At 71.1% G+C, this 22,121-nt stretch carries 19 protein-coding genes; 17 read left to right on the top strand and 2 right to left on the bottom strand.

Going from position 1 to position 22,121, the window contains the following annotated elements; genetic code table 11:
• Nucleotides 1-15 precede the first annotated feature (15 nt).
• From C3492_RS44040 to C3492_RS39180, 4 genes are read left to right on the top strand one after another with little or no spacing between them, the layout of a single operon-like run.
• Nucleotides 16-1,281 (top strand): FAD-dependent oxidoreductase, encoded by a 1,266-nt coding sequence (locus C3492_RS44040; protein WP_181140781.1) that lies wholly within the window; start codon nucleotides 16-18, stop codon nucleotides 1,279-1,281.
• Nucleotides 1,278-1,769 carry an NUDIX hydrolase gene (locus C3492_RS39190; RefSeq protein ID WP_181140780.1) on the top strand — a complete coding sequence of 164 codons (492 nt, stop codon included), beginning with the start codon at nucleotides 1,278-1,280 and terminating at the stop codon, nucleotides 1,767-1,769. Before C3492_RS44040 ends, C3492_RS39190 begins: the two co-directional genes overlap by 4 nt.
• Entirely contained in the window at nucleotides 1,766-2,443 is a 678-nt protein-coding gene (locus C3492_RS39185) for an HAD family phosphatase (RefSeq protein ID WP_103817383.1), read from the top strand. The genes C3492_RS39190 and C3492_RS39185 overlap by 4 nt, the downstream gene beginning before the upstream one ends.
• On the top strand, nucleotides 2,440-3,882 hold the full coding sequence (locus C3492_RS39180; protein ID WP_103817382.1) for an MFS transporter: 1,443 nt from the start codon (nucleotides 2,440-2,442) through the stop codon (nucleotides 3,880-3,882). The genes C3492_RS39185 and C3492_RS39180 overlap by 4 nt, the downstream gene beginning before the upstream one ends.
• A gap of 240 nt (nucleotides 3,883-4,122) precedes the next feature.
• Here the strand turns inward: C3492_RS39180 and C3492_RS44980 are convergent, their stop codons facing one another.
• Nucleotides 4,123-5,004, bottom strand: a complete 882-nt coding sequence (locus tag C3492_RS44980) for a hypothetical protein (protein ID WP_181140779.1) — start codon at nucleotides 5,002-5,004, stop codon at nucleotides 4,123-4,125.
• Between the two features lie 552 nt (nucleotides 5,005-5,556).
• Between C3492_RS44980 and C3492_RS39170 the strand changes: the two genes are divergently transcribed.
• The 3 genes from C3492_RS39170 (at nucleotide 5,557) to C3492_RS39160 (ending at nucleotide 9,483) form a co-directional block, all read left to right on the top strand.
• Nucleotides 5,557-6,813, top strand: a complete 1,257-nt coding sequence (locus C3492_RS39170; protein WP_258056169.1) for a serine/threonine-protein kinase — start codon at nucleotides 5,557-5,559, stop codon at nucleotides 6,811-6,813.
• A 329-nt stretch (nucleotides 6,814-7,142) separates the two neighbouring features.
• Complete coding sequence (hisS, locus tag C3492_RS39165; RefSeq protein ID WP_103817380.1) at nucleotides 7,143-8,462, top strand: histidine--tRNA ligase; 1,320 nt, start codon at nucleotides 7,143-7,145, stop codon at nucleotides 8,460-8,462.
• A 190-nt stretch (nucleotides 8,463-8,652) separates the two neighbouring features.
• The gene (locus C3492_RS39160) at nucleotides 8,653-9,483 is read left to right on the top strand and encodes an FkbM family methyltransferase (protein WP_103817379.1); all 831 of its coding nucleotides are present in this window, start codon (nucleotides 8,653-8,655) and stop codon (nucleotides 9,481-9,483) included.
• Nucleotides 9,484-9,488: 5 nt separating this feature from the next.
• On the opposite strand, the gene C3492_RS39155 is transcribed toward C3492_RS39160, so the two are convergent.
• Nucleotides 9,489-10,430 carry a LuxR C-terminal-related transcriptional regulator gene (locus C3492_RS39155; RefSeq protein WP_103817378.1) on the bottom strand — a complete coding sequence of 314 codons (942 nt, stop codon included), beginning with the start codon at nucleotides 10,428-10,430 and terminating at the stop codon, nucleotides 9,489-9,491.
• 538 nt (nucleotides 10,431-10,968) lie between these two features.
• Between C3492_RS39155 and C3492_RS39150 the strand changes: the two genes are divergently transcribed.
• The 10 genes from C3492_RS39150 to C3492_RS39105 all read left to right on the top strand — a co-directional run bounded on the left by C3492_RS39150 (nucleotide 10,969) and on the right by C3492_RS39105 (nucleotide 22,038).
• Nucleotides 10,969-12,273, top strand: coding sequence for an MFS transporter (locus C3492_RS39150; RefSeq protein WP_181140778.1), 1,305 nt, complete (start codon nucleotides 10,969-10,971; stop codon nucleotides 12,271-12,273).
• A gap of 25 nt (nucleotides 12,274-12,298) precedes the next feature.
• The gene (locus tag C3492_RS39145) at nucleotides 12,299-13,516 is read left to right on the top strand and encodes an acetyl-CoA carboxylase biotin carboxylase subunit family protein (protein WP_146075783.1); all 1,218 of its coding nucleotides are present in this window, start codon (nucleotides 12,299-12,301) and stop codon (nucleotides 13,514-13,516) included.
• Between the two features lie 52 nt (nucleotides 13,517-13,568).
• Nucleotides 13,569-14,852, top strand: a complete 1,284-nt coding sequence (locus tag C3492_RS39140) for an ATP-grasp domain-containing protein (protein ID WP_103817375.1) — start codon at nucleotides 13,569-13,571, stop codon at nucleotides 14,850-14,852.
• Nucleotides 14,853-14,944: 92 nt separating this feature from the next.
• Nucleotides 14,945-15,763 (top strand): class I SAM-dependent methyltransferase, encoded by an 819-nt coding sequence (locus tag C3492_RS39135; RefSeq protein ID WP_103817374.1) that lies wholly within the window; start codon nucleotides 14,945-14,947, stop codon nucleotides 15,761-15,763.
• A 9-nt stretch (nucleotides 15,764-15,772) separates the two neighbouring features.
• A complete protein-coding gene (locus tag C3492_RS39130) occupies nucleotides 15,773-16,798 on the top strand; it encodes an LD-carboxypeptidase (RefSeq protein ID WP_103817373.1) in 1,026 nt (341 codons plus the stop codon).
• A gap of 107 nt (nucleotides 16,799-16,905) precedes the next feature.
• A complete protein-coding gene (locus C3492_RS39125) occupies nucleotides 16,906-18,270 on the top strand; it encodes an ATP phosphoribosyltransferase regulatory subunit (protein ID WP_181140777.1) in 1,365 nt (454 codons plus the stop codon).
• 76 nt (nucleotides 18,271-18,346) lie between these two features.
• Entirely contained in the window at nucleotides 18,347-18,886 is a 540-nt protein-coding gene (locus C3492_RS39120) for a hypothetical protein (RefSeq protein WP_103817371.1), read from the top strand.
• An 11-nt stretch (nucleotides 18,887-18,897) separates the two neighbouring features.
• Entirely contained in the window at nucleotides 18,898-19,899 is a 1,002-nt protein-coding gene (locus C3492_RS39115) for a hypothetical protein (protein ID WP_103817370.1), read from the top strand.
• A complete protein-coding gene (locus tag C3492_RS39110) occupies nucleotides 19,892-21,091 on the top strand; it encodes a cytochrome P450 (RefSeq protein ID WP_103817369.1) in 1,200 nt (399 codons plus the stop codon). Before C3492_RS39115 ends, C3492_RS39110 begins: the two co-directional genes overlap by 8 nt.
• Before the next feature lie 32 nt (nucleotides 21,092-21,123).
• Nucleotides 21,124-22,038 (top strand): hypothetical protein, encoded by a 915-nt coding sequence (locus C3492_RS39105; RefSeq protein WP_103817368.1) that lies wholly within the window; start codon nucleotides 21,124-21,126, stop codon nucleotides 22,036-22,038.
• The last annotated feature ends 83 nt before the right edge of the window (nucleotides 22,039-22,121 follow it).

Raw genomic sequence — 22,121 nt, 5'->3', positions numbered from 1 at the left:
CCTGTCTGGAGCACTGTGAACACCTTCGACCTCGTCATCATCGGCGCCGGACCGGCCGGGCTCGCGGCGGCACGGCGACTGGCCGGCACGCCGTACGCCGTCGCCCTCGTCGACGGGGGGAAGCCCGTCACCGCACGGGACCGCTACGCCGCGGCCGACCTGACGCGCGGCCACGGAGGCGCCGGACTCTTCTCGGACGGCAAGTTCTCCTTCTTCCCCTCGGCCAGCGAACTGTGGACCCTGCCCCGCACGGCCGACCTCCGGGCCGCCTACACCTGGACCTGCGAACTCCTCGGCTCCTACGGCCTGGACACCCCGCCGTTCCCGTCCGATCCGAGCGCCTACACCGTGGGCTCCGGCGAGTGGATACTCAAGGAATACCCCTCCGACTACCTGTCGTTGGAGGCCCGCCTGAAGCTGACCGCGGACATGGTCGCCGCGACGGACGCCACCGTCATCACCGGGACGGAGGTCGTGAAGACCTCCTACGACCCGGTCGCCGACGTCTTCCGGCTGTCCCTGCGCGACGGCGAGGGGCAGGAGTCGGAACTCGTCGCCCGCCGGCTCGTCCTGGCCAGCGGCAGGTTCGGCCCCCTCGGGCTGGGCTCGCTGACCGAGGAGCGCTCGTTCCGCCGCCTGGAGGTCGGCTTCCGCATCCAGCAGCCGGCCGACAAGGCGTTCTTCAAGGACATGAAGCAGCTCGACCCGAAGCTCCGCTTCCGCGAGCAGGACGGCAGCGTGGAGTGGCGCACCTTCTGCGCCTGCCGGGACGGCGAGGCCGCCCTCACCGAGACCCAGGGCCTGTGGACGGTGTCCGGACGCTCGGACTGCCCGCCGACCGGCCGTTCCAACGTGGGCTTCAACACGCGCATCCTGGACGAGGCCGTGGCGGAGCGCGCCATGGCGCCCGCGCTCGCCGCGATGGCGCGGGAGGACTCCTACTTCACCCTCTCGATGGACGCGCTCACCGCCGGGGAACCGGAGACCGTGGCGGCCTTCGAGCGCGTCTACGGGCCGGAGCTGCGTGAGATCATGATGCGCGGCCTGACCCGGCTGGCTGAGGCCTACCCGACGATCCGGGACAGCGGTACGCAGCTGATCGGTCCCACGCTCGAAGGCGTCGGCTGGTACCCGAAGGTGGACGGCGACCTGCGGCTCCTGGACGCCCCGGCCTGGGTGGCCGGCGACGCCTGCGGACTGTTCCGGGGCATCGTGGCAGCGATGATCAGTGGTCACTACGCGGCGGACTCCGCCGTGCGGGAACTGGAGGAACTGCGGTGACGGACACGTCCGGGGAGCGCCCCCGCCCGGTCGTCGGGGTCGGCGTGCTGCTGCTGCGGTCCGACGGAGCCGTGCTGCTCGGCCACCGCGTCAAGCGGGGGGAGCCCGCGTCCTGGTGCCTGCCCGGCGGTTCGGTCGAGGCCGGCGAGACCTTCGAGGAGGCCGCCGTCCGGGAGACCGCCGAGGAGAGCGGCATCCACGACGTGACGGACGCGCGGGTCTTCACCGTCGCGCTCGACACCCGGGGCAGCCGCACCCATGTCACCGCGGGCGTGCTGGCCCGGGCGGGAACGCCCGACCCCGTGCCGGCCCTCCCGGAGCCGGACGTCTTCGACCGATGGGTGTGGGCCGGGCCGGACGACCTCCCCGCGCCCCTCTTCCCCGCGAGCGCGGTTCTGCTCGCCGCGTGGCGGGGCGAGTCCGTGCCCGCCGGCTGGACGCTGTACCCGGCGGCCGCCACCCCTGCGTACCCACAGGCAGGCCCGTGAGCCGTCTGCACGTCTTCGACATGGACGGCACGCTGCTGCGCGGCACCACCGCGAGCCTGGAGATCGCCCGCCGTCTGGGCTGCCTGCCCGAACTGCTCGCGCTGGAGGCGGCGTTCGCGGCCGGGTCCGTGGACACGCGCGCGTTCGCGTCCGAGGTGGGCCGGCTCTGGCGGGAGCTGACCCCCGAGGTCGCCGCGGACGTGTTCGCCCGCGCCCCCTGGATCGGCGGACTGTCCGACGTCCTCGCGGACATCCGCGGGCGCGGGGAGCGTTCGGCCGTCGTGACCCTGTCCCCCGACTTCTTCGCCGACCGGCTGAGGGGACTCGGCGTCGACGAGGTGGTCGCCTCCGGCTTCCCCGCGCTGCCGATGCGCACCCCACCCGATCCGGCCAGGATCCTCACGCCGGCGGACAAGGTCGTCGCCGTCGAGCGGATCCGCGCGGCCGCGTGCCTGGACCGTGACACGTGCGTCGCCTACGGCGACTCCCGTTCGGACGTCCCCCTGTTCCGCGAGCTGAAGCACACCGTGGCGGTGAACGCCGACAGCACGCTGCGGGAGCTCGCCCGCCACCGCTACGACGGTGACGACCTGCGGGTGGCCTACCGCATCGCCCGATCCCAGCTGACCGACTCCGGTGCCCAGCTCCCACCCCCAGCCAAGGAACGCGCATGACCACCATGTCCCAGGCGGCAGCGGAGACCTTCCGGTTCGACCGGCGCGCGTGGACGAGACTCCTGGTGCTGTGCACGGCCGTGCTCTTCGAGGGGATGAGCCTGTCGAGCATCAACGTGCAGCTCGCGGACATCCGGCGCGATCTGGCGCTGCGGCCCGACCAACTGCAACTCGTCGCGGGCGCGTTCCTCATCACGTACGCGGGCCTGCTCCTGGTGGGCGGGAAGTGCGCCGACCAGTGGGGAGGCCGGCGACTGTTCCTGGCCGGGGTGGCGGTGTTCGGCGCGGGCTCGCTCGGGGCGGCACTCGCCCAGGGGGCCGTCCCCCTCATCGCCGCGAGGGCCGCCCAGGGCGTCGGAGCCGCCGTCACCGCCCCCGCCGCCGTGTCCCTGATCGTCGCGGGCTTCCCGGCGGGAGCCGCGCGCAACCGGGCGCTCGGCGTCTTCAGCGCCATGGGAGCGGTGGGCTTCTCGCTCGGCGTCATCTGCGGCGGGCTGCTCACCCAGGGCCTCGGCTGGCGGGAGGCCTTCCTGCTGTACGTCCCCCTCGCGCTGCTGGTCCTGGTCACCGGGGCCCGCGTCCTGGAGCCCGGAGGCGGCGGGAGCACTCCCCGTCGGACGATGCCCTACCTCCCCGCACTGCTGATCACCGGCGGGCTGACGGCCGTGGTGTACGCGGTCGGACGTGTCGGTACGGGCTCCCCCACCCAGATCACCGTGGTCGCGGGCGCCGGTCTGGCCGCGATCCTGGTGTTCCTCGCCATGCAGCGGCGCGCCCGTCCAGCCCTGCTGCCGCTCTCCCTGATGGCCGACCGCCGCATGGCAGCGGCGTGTGTCGCGCTCGGCGGCGCGTTCGCGGGCATCACCGGCGCGATGTTCCTCGTCGCGACCGATCTGCAGGACCGCCAGGGCTACTCGGCGCTGGCCGCCGGACTCGTCTTCCTGCCCCAGGGCATCGCGGTGGGCGTCCTGTCCGCCCCCGCCGCCCGGTTGGCCAACCGCAGGCCGGTCGCGCGCCTGCTGCCGGCCGGTCTCGCCGTCATCACCGTGGGACAGCTGCTGTACACCACGGCGCGGCAGGACGGCTACGTCACTCATCTGCTGCCCGCGACGCTGCTGGTCGGCGCGGGCATCGCCGTGGCCTACCCCGCCGCCGTCATGCTGGCCAGCGGCGCCGCCTCCCCGCAGGACCAGGGCACCGCGTCGGGAGCCCTCGTCACCTGCCAGCAGGCCGGCGGAGCCCTCGGTGTCGCCGTGGTGACCGGCATCCAGAACACCACGTCCGGCACCTTCTGGTCCGGCCCGTACAGCCTGTGGGGCTGCTTCGCCTTCGCCGCCGTGGCACTGCTCGGCTGCACGGCGCTGCTGCTCGCGCGGGGGAGCGGGGCTGCCGCGACCGGCGAGGGCACGGCGGCCCTCGATGCCGGGATTCCCCAGTGACACACCGGGGGCCCCGGTACCGCGGCTGGAGGTTCGCGAAGCACGCTCGGAGTCGCCGCCGTCGTACGGGGACGGCCCGGCGGCCGTCAGCGCACCGAGGAAAAAGCGGTCGCAGGCGATGGCCGGTGAAGGGGGCGCTCCTTCGAGCGATTCGGCACGCCGGCAACCGGTCACCCTCTGGAGCGCGCCCACGACGTCCTCGTCCCTGCCGAGCCGGGTCAACGGGATTGTGCCGGCATGTCAACCGAGGCAGAGGCCCAGCAGGCACAGCTGGGTGGGTGTCGTCGCCGCCGGGGCGGGCGCGGTCCCGGTGGTGTCCGGCTGCGTGCCGCCGGTCGTCGGGGCGGGGGCCGGTGGGGTCGCCGTGTCGGTGCGGCCCGGAGCCGGTTGGTTCGTGCTCGTCGTACCGCCGGAGGACCCGGCTGTGGTGGTCCGCTGCCGCGGGGCCGACGTGCCGGCCGGGCGGGGAGGGGAGACGGTGTCCGGCCGGCTCACCTGCAGTGCGGTGCCGGGCGTGGCCGGGACGGTCTGGTGCCGAGGGGCGGCGTTGATCGGTGCGGGCCTCTCAGGTGCGGTGCGGGGCGCGCGATGCTCCGGGGCCTGCGGGGCATGCGGGGCCTGCGGGGCCTGCGTGGTCGGCTGAGCGGGCTCCGTGTCCACCCGCTCCCTGGCGGCGCCCATGCTCCGGTCGTCCGGTGCGGTGGCCGCCTGCGCCTGGCTGGTGGTGTGCCGGTCCATGGTGGCGAGCGACAGGCCGCCGCCGACGAGTGCGAACGCGGTGGCGACCATGGCCCGCCGCTGGTGTTTCTTCAGACGGGCGAGCTGGCGTCGGCGTGCCGCCCTGCCCGGCCGCGCGGGTGACATGCCCGCGGTGTCGGTGGACGGCCCGGCGGCGGACCCGGTGTCCTGCTCCGGCTCGGGCTCACTGTCCCAGGGGAATCCGTCGCCGCGGGTCCCGGGCGACGTGCCGGTGGACGCGCCCGCGGTGGTCGACTGGGCCGACCGGTCGGGGCCGAGGCGATCGGTGAGTACCGGCGGCGCGATGTCCGGGGCGTACGCACCGCACCCGGGACACACCAGGGCGCCATTGAGATGCCGACGACACGTGGAGCAGTAGTCCATCTGCGGTCTTCCTGGGTTGACTGCGCCTTCGGCCCGCCCGGGCCACGGCCTGGTCACGCTCGTACAGGGAGTCGAGCGGCCAGCAACGCTAACGACCCCTTCGAAAGGCTGTGTGCAGCCTGTGTGGCGCTCCTGCGCAGATTCCGGGACCGGGCCCGGCCCGCGAACGGGCCGGGCCCGGTATGCGCTCCCAGGGTGAGTACCTCGTGTCGGCCGTGGGTTCCCCTCTTCACAAAGGTGCCGGTCCGGCGAGGATGTCCGCCGCCCCGTGACACGGCCGCGGCGCGGGGCGCTGATCAGAGTGACCCCGGGCGGGGTCATGGTGCTCACCCTCCGGGGGGAGGCGCGCGGGCACCGATGCGCAGGGGCAGTGCCGGTCTTCCCCGTGACCGGTCTGTCCCTGCAGCTGACGACCAGGCGTGACACCGTTCGGCATCCTTGCGCTCCTTGTAGTTGGACCCACGCCGTCATGTGCGGGGGCAGACAGGCTCATTCACCGTGGTCTGCCCGCCTCGTGCGGACCGTGGGCGTGCGGGGACGTACGGTGTCGTGGTGATCGGGGTGGGTGTGCAGGGGTTGCCGGCCGACCGTTACCAGCTGCAGGACCGGCTGGGGAGCGGCGCGATGGGCGAGGTGTGGCGGGCAGACGACCGTCTCCTCGGACGGCCGGTGGCGGTCAAACTGCTGCGGACCGACGAGGCCGCCGACGCCGAGCGCTTCCGGCTGGAGGCCCAGACCGCGGGCCGGCTCAACCACCCCAACGTCGTAGGCGTGTACGACTTCGGCTCGCACCACGGCCGGCTCTACCTGGTCATGGAACTCGTCGACGGCTGGAGCCTGGCCCAGGAGCGCTCCCTGCGCGGCGCCCTCGACCCGCAGGAGGCGGCAGCCCTCGCTGCCCAAGTGGCCTCCGGTCTGGCCGCCGCGCACCGGCAGGGCGTGATCCACCGGGACGTCAAGCCCGCCAACGTGATGCTGAGTGCCGACCGCACGGCCAAGATCGCCGACTTCGGCATCGCCCGCTTCGCCGACGAAGCGGCCGCCGGTCTGACGGCCACCGGCAAGATCGTCGGTACCGCCGACTACCTCGCCCCTGAACGGGCCCTCGGCCGCCCCGCCCACCCCGCGTCCGACGTCTACTCCCTCGGCTGCGTGCTCTACGAACTCCTCACCGGCAGGCCCCCGTTCCGCGGAGCGACCCCGTTGGCCGTGGTGCAGCAGCATGTCGACGCGGTGCCCCCGCCACCCGCCCGGCTGCGCCCCGACGTCCCCCAGGAGCTGTCCGACTACGTACTGCTGCTGCTCGCCAAGGAACCGGCGCAGCGCCCCACCGCCGACCAGGCGGCCGACTGGCTCGCGTCGTACCGCCGGGTCCCCCGTGCCCCCGAACCGGGCGGCACCGCTTTCGCGTCGGCACCGGTCCCCGTTCCGGCCCCCGCCGTGCCCGCCACTTCGGCACCCGCCCCGCGAACCCGCGTGTCCCGCACCGTGACGCACTCCCGTCCACGGGTCCGCCGGAAACTGACAGCCAGGGCGGCGGTCACCGGTGCCGGCCTGGCCCTCTTCGCCGCTGCGGCTGCCCTCGGCGCGTCGCTGAACTCCAGGGAGGACGCCCCTCCGTCCCCGTCTGCTTCCGCTCCCACCCCGGTCACCACCTCCGCACCGGCGGCCGAGACCGCCTCACCGGCCTCGGCGCCCGCCACGTCGCCCACGCCGTGGCAGACACCGGAGCAAGCCGGTGACCAGGAAGGGGGCGGCAAGGACAAGCACGGCAAGGGAAAGGGCAGACACCACGGTTCCGACGACTGACCGTCCCACTGCGCGAAGACCCCGATGGGCATCAGCTCAGAAGTCGGCACCTCGCCATCATCGAGCCTCAGCCAACTCGAAGGTCGACATCGACGTGGGGCGTCACCAACACCACGGCCGGCGACGGTCAGTTGTACTGCACACAGCCAAGACAACCGCAGCCGGGTCGTACCGCTTCCTCGAAGGCGAAGACCACACCTGCTGGGCGAGGCCGGCACGTACGATGATCCGGTTCCGTGCGACGGACGTACACGTTGACAGGATGGTGAGCACCTCGGATCTCCCGCATCCATCCGTCCGCGCATCCCGTATCAAGGAAAGCAGCACATATGACCGATCAGCAGATGGTCCGCCCAGCGGCAATCAGCGGCTTCCCCGAGTGGCTCCCCGAGGTGCGGATTGTCGAGCAGCATTGGCTTGACGTGGTCCGAGCCGGATTCGAGAGGTACGGCTTCTGCTCCGTCGAGACGCCGTCGGTCGAGTCCCTCGACGTGCTGATGGCGAAGGGCGAGACCTCGCAGGAGGTCTACGCGCTCCGGCGACTCCAGGAAGACGCGGACGATTCCTCGGACTCCCGACTCGGTCTGCACTTCGATCTGACTGTTCCGTTCGCCCGCTATGTGGCACAGCACTTCAACGACCTGGTGTTCCCCTTCAAGCGGTACCAGATCCAACGGGTGTGGAGGGGCGAGCGTGCCCAGGAGGGGCGCTTCAGGGAGTTCACCCAATGCGACATCGACGTCATCAACGTGGACCACGTGCCGCTGCACTTCGACGCGGAGCTGCCGCGGGTCATCCACGACGTGATGACCGGCCTCGACCTCCCCGAGTGGACCCTCAACATCAACAACCGGAAGGTCCTCCAGGGCTTCTACCAGGGACTCGGCATCGACGACCCGCTGGAGGTCATCCGCACGGTCGACAAGATGGACAAGATCGGTGCCAAGGGGGTCGGCGAGCTGCTCTCGGCCAAGGCCGGCCTGACGGGCCGGCAGGTCGACGCCTGCCTGGAACTCGCCTCCGTGCGCGCCACGCACGCTTCCGTGGTGGACGCCGTCCAGGCCACCGGAGTGCGCTCCGAACTCCTTGCCGAGGGGCTCGACGAGCTGGCCTTCGTCATGGACGCGCTGCGCGACCTTCCCGAGGGAAGCGTGGTGGCTGACCTGTCCATCGCCCGCGGCCTCGACTACTACACGGGGACCGTGTACGAGGGGAAGTTCAAGGACTGGCCGAACTACGGCAGCATCTGCTCCGGTGGCCGGTACGAGAACCTGGCGGGGTCCTTCATCCGCCGGAACCTGCCCGGCATCGGCATGTCGATCGGTCTCACCCGTATCTTCGCCAAGCTGCTCGCGGAGGGCCTGGTGACCACGGGCCCGTCATGCCCGAGCGACGTGTTGGTGGTACTGCCGGGGGACGAACACCGCGCCGCCGCCGCCGAGGTGGCCGGCAGGCTCCGGGGTCGGGGCCTGAACGTCGAGCTGTACCACCAGGCGGACAAGGTGGCGAAGCAGATCCGGTACGCCTCCCGCAAGGGCATCCCGTTCGTCTGGTTCCCGCCGTTCTCCGAAGGCCGGGAACACGAGGTCAAGGACCTCGCCACGGGCGAGCAGAGGGCCGCCGACCCGGAGACGTGGCAGCGTTCCTGAGCCACGCGGCCCCGCCGCACCACCTCCCCGCCGACGTCCGCGTCCGCCGAGCGGGACGCTCCCTGCCGCTGGCGTGTTCCGGACATGGCGAGTGGGGGAAGCCCGGGATGCTGGAAGTCGGCCGGGCGTGCGCCAAGGATGGGAGCCGGATGCCGGGGGCGTCCGTCGGCTCTCTCCGAGGTTGGTGTGCATGGTGCGGGAATTCACGAAGGTCGGCATCGAGACCGAGTGGGGCGCGCGGCTGACCGTGCTGCGCGAGGACGCCAGCCACTACGGTGACGTGCTGACCTCGGGCGTGAGCTGGGAGCACGAGACCAGGCTGCTGCGCCGGCTCACCAGGGCGGGTGCGGCGGTGCTGGACGTCGGCGCCAACTACGGCTACACCGCCTCGCTCTTCGCCCACCACGTGGGCCGGGGCGGGCGGGTCGTCTCCGTCGAGCCGGAACCCGTGATGGCCGGGCTGCTCGAACGGAACATGGCCGCGAACGGTCACGACAACGTCGACATCGTCAGGGCCGCGGCCGGGTCCGCGCCGGGCAGACTGGAGCTGTGGCGCAGCGCGACGAACCTCGCCTGCCACGCCCTCAACCCGGGCCTGGTGCCCGCCCCGGTCGACTCCGTCACCGTGCCCGTCACCACGCTGGACGACGTGTGCGCGGACCACCTCACCGGACGGGCACCGGATCTGCTCAAGGTCGATGTCGAAGGCTGGGAGCTGGAGGCCCTCAAGGGCGCCCGGCGCGTGCTGGAGGCTGCCCGCCCCGACATCTGGCTGGAGTTCTGGCCGGACGGCCTGCGTGTGAACGGCCACCGCCCGGTGGAGCTGCTGGAGCTCCTCCGGGCCGCCGGTTACGACCTCACCGGCCACGATCTCGTGACCGGTGAGGAAGTGCCCGCCGCTGGGGAGGCCGCGATCGACTATTGCGACGCGGCAAGCGAGGCCCTGCGAGCGGAGGGCCGCACGGACCTGTACGGGATCGTCTACCTCCTCGCCAGACACCCGGGCCGCCCGGGACGTTAGACCGGTCAGCTGGCCAGGTCCCGGACCGGGGTGTCCGTGATGTCCAGGACGCCGGCCCGGGTGAGCTTCACGGCTGCCTGGAAGCGCGTCTGCACGCTCAGCCGTTCCAGCAGCTGGGAGATCTTACGGCTCAACGTGCGGGTGGAGACGCCGAGTTGCCGGGCGATCGCCTCGTCCTTCGTGCCCATCGCCATCATGTGGATGACCATCTTCTCGGACGGACTGAGCAGGTTGTTGACCTCCTGCCGCTCGGATGAGGCGGCCAGCGGCGCGGCGGCGGCCCAGTGGAACCGGAACACGGCGCGCAGTGCTCCGATCACCTGGTGGCTGCGGATGGCGAAGGCGCCCCTGGCGGTGTCGTGCGGGTCCATCGGAAGGATCGCGAGGTCGTCGTCGATGACGAGCATCCGCAACGGCACGGCGGGGGCGACGCGTACGTCCGCTCCGTACCGGCTGACCTCGGTGAGGTACTCGTGCAGATGCGGCACCGCGGCGAGATGGTGGGCGTAGATCGCCTGAAGGCGGACTCCCTGCCGGAGTGCGGCGACATCACGGTGGATCATCTCGTCCACGAGTTCCACGGGTGGTACGCCGCCCGGGTGCATGGCCTGTTCCTGCTCCCGGGCCTGCAGTGTGTGCTCCTCGATGAAGTCATTGACCGCGGCACCGCCGGGCAGCAGGTCGATGGTGGCCTCGGGCGTCGGTCCGGTGTGCAGGGGGAACTCCCTCAGCAGGGACAGGATCTGTTCCTGCCGGTGCGTCCGTTCCCGGATCCATCCCTCGGTGAGTTCCCGTTCGAGGGACATGAGGCGTGAGAGGGCGTTGCCGGGCCGGACCGCCTGGTAGCCGGACGGGTGCGCGGGGGCCGGCACCAGCAGCCCCATCTCCTTCAGGTGCTCGATCGCCTGCTCCGCCTCCAGGGGCGAACAGGCTATTTCCTCGGCCACGTCGTCGGGATCCCACGAACATCGGCTCCGGGCGGTGCGATACAGCACCTGGGCCAACGCGTCTGTGGAATTGGTGCCCGTTCCCACGAATCATCCCCCTTGAATACAGCCAGTATTCATGGCCGGCCCGTTGGATGCGGCCGGATCCCCGTTGGCCGGGGTTGTAGGGCCCCGGCGGTCGCCCGTGACAGTACACCAACGGCCTGCGTTTCTTAAGACTTTATTTCTGATTCAACTTTGTTGCCCGGTTTGTCGCAAGCTCCCTCGGGCCGCGCAGGTGAGGGTTGGTCCGTCTCGGATGGTGAGACGCACTGCAGTCGTGTCCTGCTTGCGCCAAGGCGATAGGACGAAGCCTCGAAAGCTGGACCGGAACCCTTGATACGCGAAATGATTTCAACACCGGGCGGACGACGGTCTGGTGTCACCGGGAATCACGGCCGACGGGGGAAGGGGGGCAATGGAAATGCTCATAAGCGGCTGGTGGTAAGCACTTCGGAAATCTGTGACGGAGTTTTTGAAATCTGATCGGGGGAAATCGGTGGTAGTCGGACTGGGCAGGCAGTACTGGATCCTCTGGTCTTCCTCGACGCTCGCGAACCTGGGAGACGGACTGCGTCTCGTGGCGCTTCCCCTGATCGCCTATTCGGTCAGCGACGACGCCGTCGACATCACCTTGATCGCGGTCTTCGCCGCCCTGCCCGGGCTGCTCGTCGGTCCGCTGGCCGGCGTCGTGGTCGACCGCCTCGACCGAAGACGGGTGATCGCGGTCGCCCACGCACTGCGCACCCTCCTCGTCCTCGCGTTCGCGCTGCTGGTACAGGCGGGAAGGACCGACCTCGCCTTCGTCTACGCGCTGGCCGTCCTGCTGCCGCTGTTCGAGGTGTTCGCCGACAGCGCCGCACAGCCACTCCTGTCCGAGCTGCTCCCGGAACGGCTGCTGGAGAAGGGCAACGCGCGCCTCTTCGTCGCCCGCATGCTCGCCCAGGACGTCCTGGGCTCGCCGGCTGCCGGACTTCTCATCGGGGTGTCCGCCAGTCTCCCGTTCTTCGCCAACGGGGCCACGTTCGCGGGCGCCATGGTCCTCGTCCTCATGCTGCGGGCCCCGGCGCGACCGGTCGAGGGCCGGCCGGGCGTGGAACCGTCCACCCGGGCAGGAGGGCTCCGGTCCGCCGTCTCGGGGATCGGCCGGGACATGCGCGAGGGGCTCGCCGCCGTCTGGCGCACACCTCTGGTCCGTGCCATCGCACTGACCTCGGCGGTCCTCAACTTCGTCCTGCTCACCGGGTCCGCCCTGCTCGTCGTCTACGCCAAGCAGGACCTGCGGCTGACGGACGAGGAGTACGCCCTGCTGTTCACCGCGGCGGCGGTGGGCAGCGCCCTGGGCGGATGGGCCGCGCCGTACATCGCCGGCCGGCTCGGCACGGGGCCGACCATGGTGCTGTCCCTGGTCGCCGCCGGCCTGTCACGCGCCGGATTCGGCCTGGCCCGAGGACTCTGGGTCGCACTCGGCACCTTCTTCGCCATCGGCGCGGCCACCTTCGTCTACAACGTGGCGGTCGCCTCGTACCTGCAGCGAGTCACCCCGAACGCGCTGATCGGACGGGTGTACGCGACGACCCAGGCGGCGAGCTACGGAGCCGCCGTGCTCGCCGCCCTCACCGCCGGCGGACTCGCCCAGGTCACCAGCCCCCGCACGATCATGCTGGCCGGCGGCATCGCCGCGATCGGCTGCGGCATCGCCTGCTGGTGGACGACGCCGCGGGACGACGGCGCGCGGGACGCGCGGGAGGAACGGACACCCGTCACCGCCGCGCCCGGTGCCGACCCTCGGTCCGAGAAGTGACCGACCGAACAGAGGAAATGTCCAGATGACACACTCTCAAGACGTGCTCGTCCTCTCGAAGAGGTCCGTCGGTGGGGTCCGCCACGTGGCGGAGCTGCTCAGGAACCTGGGCAGGCGGCCGGTCCTGGTCTCGGAGAATCCCGACGACATCAACCGTGAGGCGTGCGACGCGCATGTCGTCGTCGAATGGGACGACGCCACCGTGGACGAGGCCGTGAAGGCCGTCGAGGCCGCCGGTGTGGCCCCGGCGGGCGTGGTGAACCTGGTCGACCCGCTCGTCCGGTGGCAGGCCCGGCTCGCCCGGCACTACGGCGTGCCCGGCGGAGAACACGCACGCGAGGTGCTGGTCAGCAAGGCCGGGGTCCGGGCCGAGATGCGGCGCCTCGGACTGTCGTCCCTGTGGTTCGACAGTGGCCGGGCGGGCACGTACGACATCTCGGCGGTGCACTCGTACCCGGTCGTCGTGAAGCCCTGCGTCGACTCCGGTGCGTCGCGGCTGGTGCGCCGGGCCGACAGCGAGGAGCAACTGCGGCGGCACCTGCGGGACATCGCCGAGGCGGCCGGCCCGGACTTCGAGATCATCGTCGAGGAACACATCGACGGCGTCGAGATCTCGATCGACGGGCCCGTGATCGACGGCGAGTTCCGTGGCCTGTTCTGCGTCGACAAGAGCGCGCGCGACGAGGAGCGCAACCATGACACCGGGATGCTCCTCTCCCCGCTGTCCGCGGGTGCGGTGCGGGCGGGCGCCGACGCCATGACCGGCAGGATCAGCGCGCTGTGCACGGACCTCGGGCTCGCCAGGGGCTGGCTGCACGTCGAGGCCCGGGTGGCCGAGGACGGCTCCGTGGAGTTGATCGAGATCAACCCCCGGGTCGCCGGCGGTGTGCATCCCGCCGCCATCCGGCGCACCTGCGGCATCGACGCGGTCGAGCAGATGGTTCTCATGGCACTGGGTGACGAGGACGCCGATCACCTGCGGACCGTGACGCGCAACGACGAACTGGTCGGCCTCGTCCATGTCGAACCCCGTGCCGCCGGCACGATCGTCGACGCCACCCCGCTGGAGCGGATGAAGCGGCTGCCCGGGGTGGTCGACGGCTATCTCTGGGAGGGGTTCCGCGTCAGCTCCCTCGAACACGAGAACTTCTTCGCGGCGTTCCTGATCAGCGGGGACAGTGAACCCGCCCTGCACGAGGCGGCCGCCCGCGTCCTTTCGGAATTCTCCTTCCGCGTCGAATAGACCGTCACCGCCCTGTTTCCCGCCCTGATTTCTTTCCCAGCCTGGATGTGCCATGTCTTCGTCCACCGGACGCCCTCAGGTAATCATCTGCAAGTGGAGCGAACAACTGGTCCGCTCCATGCTCGACCTCACCCCGCACGTCTTCGTCGTTCTGGACGAGTTCGACACCACGTTCATGAATCCCGACCAGGAACTTCTGGCCAGGGCCGAGCGGGTGTACCGGATCAAGGACTTCGACTCCCTGGAGGAGATGTCGGCCGTCGCGACCGACCTCGTCCTGCGCGGTGCGGCCATCGACCACATCGTGAGCTTCACCGAGTTCAGCCAGTTCGGCGCGGGGTACCTCGGCGTTCTGCTCGGGCTGGCCGACGATTGCATGCGGCACGTCTCCTTCCGGGACAAGCGGCTGATGAAGGAGCGTGTCCGCCGAGCCGGCGTCCCGACCGCCGACTGGATCACGCTGGCCGATCCGTCGCGTGCCGACGACGTGGCCGCCGTACGCGATCGGCTCACCTTCCCGATCGTGGTCAAGCCGGTGGCCGGCTCTGGCACCATTGGCGCGCTCCGGGTCGACAAGCCCGAGGAGCTGGAGCCGGTGCTGGCGGGGATCGTGCCCGACCCTCACCTGAAGTCCCACCAGCTGACCGCCGAGGAGTTCGTCCCGGGACGCGAGTACCACGTCGACGCGCTGTGGCACGACGGCCGGCCGCTGTACCTGCTCGTCAGCACCTACTACCGGCCCCGGCTGGCGCTGCTGGACCCGGAGGCCGTACCCGACCCCGACGGCACCCCGGAGGACGGCAGCTACCTCATCACCGAGGACGACGCACCCGAGTTGTACCGGCGCGTGACGGAGCTGCACTTGGAGGTCAACTCGGCACTGGGCATCACCCACGGCGCCACCCACCTGGAGGTCTTCGAACGGCCCGACGGCGAACTGGTCTTCTCCGAGATCGCCTCCCGCATGGCGGGCGGCTGGATCGGCGCCGTGATCAGCGAGTACCTCGGTTACGAGATCCACACCGCCATAGCCCGCGCCACGGTGACCGGACGGATCCCCGAGCCCCGGCCCAGCAAGCCCTACCTCGGCGCACTCCATCTGCGTCCCACGCAGGCGGGGCGGATCACGGCCATCCCCACCGTGGAGGAGATGCGTGCGGTCGACGGCGTCCTGCGGGCGCAGCGGCTGCGCGGGGTCGGAGACAGCGTCGAGCGGACGAATCCGTCCGAGTGGTGCGCCTTCGTGGTCCTGGGTGCCGACAGCCGCGAGGAGTACGAGGCGCTCGCGCGCCGCGTCGCCGGCGAACTGAGGACCGAGGTTGACCCGGGCGCCTGACACCTCACGACGACCCCCACAAGAACCCATCGCAGAAACCCATCGCAAGAACCCATCACAAGACCCATCACGAGAAAAGGGACGAACCGCGAATGTTCACCATCGGTGAGATCGAGAAGATGGACTACAACCAGCTCATCGGCGTGGTCCGGGAGACCAACCGCCCGCCGGGCGGTATCCGCAGCATCGCGCAGATCGCGCAGCACGGCTTCCTCACGAAGGACTCGCACGTGCTGGAGATCGGCACGAGCACCGGCATCACCGCGGTGGAGCTCGCCAAGCTCGTCGGCTGCCGGATCACGGCGATCGACATCAACGAGGAGAGCCTGGTCGAGGCCCGCCGCCGGGCCGAGGAGGCCGGCGTAGCCCACCTCATCACCTTCGAGCGCAAGGACGCCACCGACACCGGTTATCCGCCCGCGCACTTCGACATGGTCTTCTGCGGGAACGTCACGTCGCTGATCCCGGACCGGGACAAGGCCCTCGCCGAGTACACCCGGGTCCTCAAGCCCGGAGGGTTCATCGGCGCGATCCCGATGTACTACATCGACGTGCCGTCCGACCAGCTCGTGGCCGATGTGTCCGCCGCCATCCAGGTCGACATCACGCCCCTCTACCGCGACTTCTGGATCGACTTCTTCGTCGGCGCCGAGCGGCACGAGTACTGGCTCCAGGACTACCGCTTCGACGCGGTCCCGGCCGACGCGGTCGACCGGTTCGTGGACGACATCCTGCGCCGCCCGCACCTGGCCGAACTCGCCGATGACGCCCGTGAGTTGCTGGGCAAGCGGTACCGCGAGCAGATGCAGCTGTTCCGCGTCAACCTCAGCCACATGGGCTTCACCACGCTGCTGGTCCGCAAGGAGCCGGCGGATGTCGAGCCCGAGCTGTTCACCTCGACCGCGCTGTAAGGACCGCTCATGACCACGTGGCCGTCCCCCCTGACCGAGGACGCGACCATCGCGGTGTGGGCCCCCAGCTCGCCGGCGCCCGTCGCCTTCCCCGGGCGGTTCGCCCGGGGGGTGCGGGCGCTGGAGGGCGAGGGGTTCACGGTGCGCCCGCTGCCCTCCTGCGCCGCCGCCGAGGGGGTGTCGACGCGGGACCCCGCCACGCTGGCCGCGGAACTGCACCGGGCGCTCGACGACCCCGCCTGCGACGGCATCGTCGCAGCGGTCGGAGGCTGGACGCTGATCAATGTGCTCCCGCACATCGACTGGCAGCTGGTGGGCGCCGCCCGCAAGCCGCTGATCGGCTACAGCGACCTCACCTCCCTGCTGAACACCACGGCCCGGAGGGCGGGCCTGGTGGCTTTCCACGGGCCGATGGTGATCTCCGAATGGGGCGAGGCGGGCGGCGCCTGGCAGTACACCCGGGCGGAGTTCCGCGCCGTCGCCGGTCTGAACGGCCCCTGGGACCGCCGTACGCTCACCGGACCCGACACCTGGTCGGACGAGATGCTCTGGTGGGACAAGGAGGACGACCGGCCCCGCGCGCCCCGCGCGGGCGGTGAACGGGTCCGGACCGTCCGCGCGGGCGCGGCGGAGGCCGAGGGCGTCCTTTGGGGCGGCTCACTGGCCGTGCTGTCGCTCACGCTCGGCACCCCCTACGCCGACCCGCCGGAGGACAGCCTGGTCTTCCTGGAGGCCGAAGGCGTCGCACCGGACGAATTCGCCGCCAGGCTCGGCCAGTTGCGGCATGCCGGGGTCTTCGACCGGTCGGTGGGCGTGCTCGTGGGCCGGATCGGCAGACCCCAGAGGTGCCTGAGCGGATTCGCCGACTACGACCAGGTGCTGCGGGACATCGTGCCCGCCCGCCTGCCGATCGCGGCCGGTTACGCGTTCGGCCACTCGACCCCCATGGCGACGGTACCGGTCGGCGCGAGGGCGCGCCTGCTCTGCATGAAGGAGGAGGCACCGCGCCTCACGCTGCTCGGCCCGGCCGGCTGATGGGCCGGTACAGCCCTCGCGGCAAGGGCTGGGCCCGCCTCTCGGCGGAACAGCCGTACCCGGGACGGGCCGGTCGCGCCGTCCCGCAGACAAGATTGGATCAATCGATGAGCATCACGACATCTGGGCGCGAGGAAACCGCGGCCAGGCAGCTCGACATCTCCATGCCGGGGTTCCCCGAGTCCCTGCCCGCCGATGTGATGTTCGAGCAGGACGTCATCCGTACGATCGGCCGGGGCTTCGAGGCCCGCGGCTTCCGCCCGCTCGACTCGGCCTGCATCCAGCGGCAGGAGGTCCTGGTGGCCGGCGGGGCCCAGTACCTGGACGGCGGCATTCCCGAGTTCGCCTTCACCGTGCAGGAGCCCCCCGAGTCGTACACCGGGGCCAACCTCGCGCTGCGCTACGACCTGACGGTGCCCGTCTCCCGGTTCATCGCCGAGCACTCCGCGAAGCTGTCCTTCCCGCTGCACTGCTACCAGATCAACAAGGTGTGGCGGGCGGAGCAGATGCCCACCGCCACGCACTGGCGCGAGTTCTACCAGTGCGACGTGGACGTCATCGGGCAGGGCGAACTCAGCCTGCTCTACGACGCGGAGATCGCCAACGCGCTGGTCGGCGCCTTCCAGAACATCGGCGTCGACGGCTTCACCGTGCACATCTCCAACCGCAAGGTGCTCGCCGCGCTGCTGGACAGCCACGGCGTACGGGTGCACCGGGCCAGGGCGATCGTGCAGATCCTCGACAAGGGCAACCGGCAGCCGGTGGAGCAGACGGTCCAGCAGCTGGCGGCGTCGGGCATACCCGAGCATGTCGCGGCGGACCTCGGCCGGCTGGTCGGCTCGCCGACCCTGTCCGACGCCCGTGACCTGCTCAAGCTGCGCGGCGCCGACCTCGTGGGCGTGGACGAGCTGGACACCGTCATCCGGGCGGCCCACGACCTGGGCATGCCCGAGGACCACCTGGTCCTGGACTTCTCCATCACCCGGGGACACGACTACTACACCGGAACGGTGTTCGAGACGTTCGCCACCGGACGTGAGCACTGGGGAGCGATCGGCGCCGGCGGCCGCTACGAGGACCTGCTCAAGCACGTCAACGGCAGGAGCTACCCCGGCGTGGGGATGTCCGTCGGCCTGGCGCGGCTGATGGGGCTGCTGCGCGAGGACGGCGTGCGCAAGCAGCGCGGCCTGCGCCAGGACGCCGTCACGGTCGTCCGGCACGAGGGCGGGGACGACCGGACCGTGCTGGAGACCGTGCGCCGGCTGCGGGACGCGGGCCTGTCGGTCCAGGCCGTCTTCGACCCGGTGGACGAGGCCAAGGCGCAGAGCATCGCAGAGGAGGCGGAAGTGGCCCGTCTGGTCTCGGTCCTGGGCACCGGCGAGGCCACCGTCACGGACATGGCCTCCGGCGCGGAGCGGCGAGTGGCTCGCGACGGGATCGTGGCGGCCGTCACCGCGGCGAACGGTTCCTGATCCGGTCGAACGTCGGCGGACGGCCCGGCCGGGGGCGGTACGACGCCCCCGGCCCGGCCACCACCCGGAGGCAGTCATGACCATCCAGCGCCCCGCGCGGGCCGTTCTGGCGGCAGCGGCCGGCTACCTGGCCGTCCAGTTCTGGCACACCTTCCGCAACCGGAACACCTGGCCGTTCTGCGCGTACAACATGTTCAACTACGACCTGCCGGACCGATGGCACCAGATGCGGGTCGTGCTCCACGACGCGGACGGGGGCACGGTCGGGCCGACCGACCCCTGGTGCCTGCTCCCGGTGGAGTTCTTCCGGGTCATCTCGATCCTGAACAAGGTCTTCTTCGTCTCGGAGGACCGGGAGCTGCGCACCAGGTTCTGCGAGCGGACGCTTGAGCTGATCAACGAAACCCCCTGGGACGACTTCGACGAGGTGCGAGCCTCCCCGCGGTCTCCGACGGGGGCACCCTTCCAGGCCATCGACTTCCATCTGGTGGAGGTCGACGACACCTGCGATGCCCGCGACCGCGCCTCGGTGCGGTCGGCGCAGCTGCTCCACCGCCACGATCCGCGCGGAATCGCCGCGGACGACACCATCCACTGGCTCGTACAAGACAGGTAGGAGAACCCACCATGGGGCGTTCGGAGCCCGCCGGTCGCGAACCGGCCACCCGGCTCGCCGGCCACTGGCTCAGCGCCGTGGCAACGGCCGGACTGCACCAGGACGGGACAGCGGACCGGCTGCTTCTCTGCCGCCTGACCACGGGGGCCGCCGTGCTGCGCACGGTGTGGCACCTCCCGCCGGGCAGGTTTCTCGCCGACTACCGGCCCCTGGTGGAGGAGGCCGCCGGGAAGCGAGGGCGCAGCCGCACTCTCCACCCTGTGACCTATGAGGCACTGCGGTACGTCGCGGCCGCGTCGACCGGAGCCTGGATGCTCGGCGCCCGGCATCCGGCCGTCAAGCTCACGGCGAACGCGTCCTTCGCCCTGCTGCAGCGCCAGGTGGTCGGTCTCGACGACAGCCTGTACAGCTACAACAGCCATCTCAACGTGTTCCTGGGCCTGCTGTCCCTCGTCGACGACACCGCCGCACGCGGCGGTACGCAGGAGACGGACCAGGAGTATGCCGCCGCCCTGCTCCTGGCCATGCAGGCCTACTACGCCGCCATGTACCTGCAGTCCGGCCTGTCCAAACTCAACACGGTGGGCTGGAAGTGGACGCGGGGACGGACGCTGCGGGGAGCGTGGGCGGAACTGGGAACGCCGGCGGGCAAGCGGCTGTCGGCGTCGAGTCCGGCGCTGGCGCGGGCCGCGTCCACCGGCGCGCTGCTCTACGAACTCGCCTTCGCGCCCGCCCTGGTCGCGATGTGGAAGCGCAAGGCACTGCTGGGTCTGTCCTCGGCGGCCTTCCACGGGACCGTCAAGGCGACGATGAACATCTCGTTCTGGCATCTGTCCTGGTTCTCCATGCCGCTCTTCACGGCGCCCGCCAGGTGCTCCCACGGATACCGGCGGCTACTGGCGGCAGGCGCGCGCGGCACGCGGGCGGGGCGCGCGCTCACGGCCGCCGGGGCGCTCGCGGGTGCGGCGCCCCTGGTGACGTCCTGGCTGAAAAGGAGGAACCGGAGTGTTTGACCCGGCCGTACTGCTGTCGCCGGAGACGGCCGTCGACCCGTATCCCGCCTTCGCACGGATGCGGGCGGCGGAACCCGTCCACTGGAACCCACCGACCAACTCCTGGTACGTCACCACGTACGACCTGGTGTCCCGACTGCTGACCGAGCCGGCCCTGTCGGCCGTACCGGGCGACTACACGGGACGGCAGGACGCCGCCGACCTTGCCGAGGTCGAACAGGCGGTCGCGTTCTTCAACTCCTGGATGGTCTTCAGCGATCCGCCCCACCAGACCCGCCTGCGCGAGGTGGTGGCGCCCGCCTTCCCGCGCCGTACCGCCGAGGCATGGGCGGGCCTGGCGCGCGGGACGGCGCACGAACTGCTGGGGGAGCTCGGGGAGATGCCCCGGGGCGAGGTCGATCTCTTCGACGCCTTCGCCGCTCCCCTGGCCGCGCGGCTCACGTGCGCCGTGCTCGGCGTGCCGGCCGGCGACGTGGACCGGGTCAGGGAGTGGTCGGCCCGGCTCATGGGCTTCCTGAGCACACCGACGGCGGACCCCGCACGGGCCCGTGTCGCCCTGGCGGCCATCGGTGAACTCCGCGGATATCTCCAGGACACCGTCTGCCCGCGGTTGCTGACCACCGGGGACGACCGCCTGGTCCCCTTGCGCGGCCTCGCGAGGCTGTGCCCGGACGAGGCGCTGGCTCTCTTCTCCCAGCTGCTCACGGGCGGCATCGACCCGGTGGCGAGCGCCCTGGCCACGGCGGCCGATGCGCTGCTCTGTCGCGACCCGCGGGAACGGGCGGTGGCCGCTGCCTCCACCACGGCTCTGGAAGCCGTGGTGGAGGAGGCCCTGCGCTACGACGCCCCGTTCCACTTCGTGCCGCGCACCACCACGGCCTCCCTGCAGATCGGCGGACACCGGGTGCCGGCCGGTCAGCGCGTGGTCCTCGTCATCGCTTCCGCCAACCGGGACGAAGCCGTGTACGACCGCCCGGACACGTTCGACCCCGGCCGGACGGGCCCACGTCATCTGGCGTTCGGGCTCGGCAAGCACTACTGCCTGGGCGCTGTGCTCTCGCGGGTCGTTCTGCGGGAGAGCCTGGGCGCGCTGCTGACCTGGCTCGGCACCACCGGGCCGCGTGCCGTGCGGAGCGTGAGGTCGCCGGCGTTCGGAGCGACCACCTGGCAGAGGGTGGCGATCTCCGTTTGAGCGGCGAAAGCCGGCCTTCCGGAAAGCCAACCATGCCGATACTCACCGCTGTTGTCGGTGACGGGCTCGGTGCCTGGAGAGCGCGGGACACTCTGGGGCGCTGCGAAGTCTTCGGCACGCACGCCGAACGCGATCTCCGGGACGTACCGGGATCAGGGCCCGAGGCCGCACGGAGATGGGCCGAACTTCTCGACAGCCCGGAGATCGAGCTGCTGGTCCTCGCGGTCCCGCCCGAGGACCGGGTCGCCCTCAGCAGGGCGGCCCGTGCCGCCGGCAAGGCGGTGCTGCTGGAAGAGGGACCGCCGCTGTCGCTCACCGAGCTCGATCAGCTCGCCGAGGACGACGTCGTCGGCGAAGCCCCCATGGGCATGGTGCTTCCGCTGCGCGGACTGCTGACCCTCGACCATGCCCTCACCCGGATTCCCTGGACCGCGTTGGCCTGCGGCGGACTGCTCGTCTCCACCTTCGCGCCGGACCTGGGACCGCCGCCCGGCCAGGGCCGGGCGCTGCGGCCGGTCACGGACCGGGTGCGGCCTGCGTCACGGGCCGCGCTGGACGCCGTCAGCCCCTACCTCGACCTTGTCTGCCAGCTCTTCGGAGAGCCGGTCACAGCCGGCCTCGAAGGTCTCGACACCGGGGTGGCCGCGGGCTCGGTCGCGTTCGCCTTCGGGGCCCGGCTGTCGCTGGTGGTCACCGTCCGCTCGGTGATCAGCGACATGCAGTTGAGACTCACGGACACCGAGCGGTCCGTGGTCCTGCACGGCCGCGAGCTGTGGGTGGAGGACGCGAGTGGGGTCATGCGGCATCCCGTTCCGCCGCCGGGTGAACTGCGCATGTCGTCCTACCTGGACATGGCCCGCGCGCTGAGGTCGGGAGCGGCCACCTGCCGCCACTCACCGCAGTCCACGAGGCTCCTGGCGGACTGTCTGGCACTGCTGCGGACATGAGGTCGCCGCTGCCGCTCCCGCCGTTCCCGGCATGTGAGAAGGGGACCAGGGGTGGCGGCGACACGTCATGGCAACCGCCCGCA

The sequence above is a fragment of the Streptomyces sp. Ru62 genome (assembly GCF_002920615.1).
In the GTDB taxonomy this organism is placed as follows: Bacteria; Actinomycetota; Actinomycetes; order Streptomycetales; family Streptomycetaceae; genus Streptomyces.
Note: the sequence above shows the minus strand (reverse complement) of the source record. Positions and strands in the feature narration are given on the sequence as shown.

Bases quoted from the DNA above. Each gene is read 5' to 3' on its own strand.
- C3492_RS39180 (WP_103817382.1), top strand. From the start codon at position 2,440: ATGACCACCATGTCCCAGGCGGCAGCGGAGACCTTCCGGTTCGACCGG.
- C3492_RS44980 (WP_181140779.1), bottom strand. From the start codon at position 5,004: ATGGACTACTGCTCCACGTGTCGTCGGCATCTCAATGGCGCCCTGGTG.
- hisS (WP_103817380.1), top strand. From the start codon at position 7,143: ATGACCGATCAGCAGATGGTCCGCCCAGCGGCAATCAGCGGCTTCCCC.
- C3492_RS39160 (WP_103817379.1), top strand. From the start codon at position 8,653: ATGGTGCGGGAATTCACGAAGGTCGGCATCGAGACCGAGTGGGGCGCG.
- C3492_RS39145 (WP_146075783.1), top strand. From the start codon at position 12,299: ATGACACACTCTCAAGACGTGCTCGTCCTCTCGAAGAGGTCCGTCGGT.
- C3492_RS39140 (WP_103817375.1), top strand. From the start codon at position 13,569: ATGTCTTCGTCCACCGGACGCCCTCAGGTAATCATCTGCAAGTGGAGC.
- C3492_RS39135 (WP_103817374.1), top strand. From the start codon at position 14,945: ATGTTCACCATCGGTGAGATCGAGAAGATGGACTACAACCAGCTCATC.
- C3492_RS39130 (WP_103817373.1), top strand. From the start codon at position 15,773: ATGACCACGTGGCCGTCCCCCCTGACCGAGGACGCGACCATCGCGGTG.
- C3492_RS39125 (WP_181140777.1), top strand. From the start codon at position 16,906: ATGAGCATCACGACATCTGGGCGCGAGGAAACCGCGGCCAGGCAGCTC.
- C3492_RS39120 (WP_103817371.1), top strand. From the start codon at position 18,347: ATGACCATCCAGCGCCCCGCGCGGGCCGTTCTGGCGGCAGCGGCCGGC.
- C3492_RS39115 (WP_103817370.1), top strand. From the start codon at position 18,898: ATGGGGCGTTCGGAGCCCGCCGGTCGCGAACCGGCCACCCGGCTCGCC.
- C3492_RS39105 (WP_103817368.1), top strand. From the start codon at position 21,124: ATGCCGATACTCACCGCTGTTGTCGGTGACGGGCTCGGTGCCTGGAGA.